The sequence below is a fragment of the Pseudoalteromonas sp. S327 genome, from assembly GCF_005886415.1.
GTDB classification, from domain to species: Bacteria; Pseudomonadota; Gammaproteobacteria; order Enterobacterales; family Alteromonadaceae; genus Pseudoalteromonas; species Pseudoalteromonas atlantica.
Genome location: NZ_PNDP01000090.1, coordinates 1 through 1,379, shown reverse-complemented (window position 1 = coordinate 1,379; position 1,379 = coordinate 1). Strand labels below are relative to the sequence as shown.

Annotated in this window: 1 protein-coding gene; it reads left to right on the top strand. The window is 39.3% G+C overall.

The genetic code is table 11. The annotated features are described in order from the left end of the window. Positions 1 to 55 precede the first annotated feature (55 nt). Positions 56 to 1,224 (top strand): IS3 family transposase gene (locus tag CWB60_RS19910; RefSeq protein WP_121637701.1). Its coding sequence is split into 2 segments (ribosomal slippage): positions 56 to 326 and positions 326 to 1,224, totalling 1,170 coding nucleotides; the frame shifts between segments, so codons are not numbered across the junction. The last annotated feature ends 155 nt before the right edge of the window (positions 1,225 to 1,379 follow it).

Sequence of the window (1,379 nt, the reverse complement as noted above, 5' to 3'; positions counted from 1 at the left end):
CCATAGAGCTGATCTGACTCCATAAAAGTAGACACCTATTTAGGAGTCAGTTCTCATGAAAGTAAAAGCGTTTCGTAAACATACAGAGGAATTTAAAAGAAAAGTGGTGCAAGAGTCACTAGACTCACACGGTACCGTTAAAATGACCGCTAATAAATACGGTATTCATCCCGATATGCTGTCAAGTTGGAGAAGTAAAATGACCTCAAGAAAAGAGCCTAAGCCACTTAAAAACCATGGTCCAGAAAAGTCATATAAAGACCTTGAACGTCAAGTTCGTAACCTTGAAAAGCAGCTTGAGGACGTACAGTTGGAGAACGACGTACTAAAAAAGGCGAGGGCCTACTTCGACAGTCTAAAAGAATAAGGTTTCAATATATTCATAAGACCACGACGGTGAAGAAAACAGTAAGCAAGTTATGTAAGTTATTATCTGTTTCTAAGGCTGGGTATTACAAATGGTTGAAACAGTCGTCGAATCCAGTTGAAAGAAAAAATGATTTTTTACTTCAGTTTTTAATAAAAAGAAGTAATGAAGAGCACTGCATACCTGGTTACAGAAAATTGTGGCAAGCCGCCATAGCCGACGGGTATGATTGCAGTAAAGGCCGAGTGCAGCGTTTATTACAAAGCGTAGGTTATCGCTCTAAATCAGGTAAGCGTCGCTACACCAGTGGTAATAAAAAGCAGGGTTTTATAACGACAGAGAATCTACTTGCTCGTCAATTTGATGTTGAAGAGCCTAATAGTGTATGGGTATCGGATATAACTCAGGTGCGCTGTAAAGAAGGCTGGCAGTACTTATGTGTCATTTTAGATTTATACTCACGCAAAGTTGTGGGCTGGGCAACAAGTCGAATTAATAATGCGGTTTTAGTGATTAAAACACTAAAGAAGGCTTGGAATGTGCGCAAGCCGAACGGGCAACGTTTACTGTTTCATTCAGATCAAGGGAGCCAGTATCGAGCTAAAGAGACTATATCGTGGTTGAACAAGCGAGGTGTAACGATTAGCATGTCGAGAAAGGGGAACTGCTGGGATAATGCCTGTTCAGAAAGTTTTTTTGCTCAGTACAAAAAAGAATGGATGAGTAATCTAAATGAACTGAGTCGTAGCGAAATGACAATACAAAGTCGTTTTTATATTGAGAATTACTACAACTCAGTGCGAATGCATGGGACGATTGGAAATGTTAGCCCCATACAATATGAATCAATGAATTAAAACCCCGTGTCTACTTTATCGGGGTCAGATCAGATAGCTGATAGCTGATAGCTGATAGCTGATAGCTGATAGCTGATAGCTGATAGCTGATAGCTGATAGCTGATAGCTGATAGCCAAAGGGTAATTTATAAAATTATTTAACAAAGAAATTAAA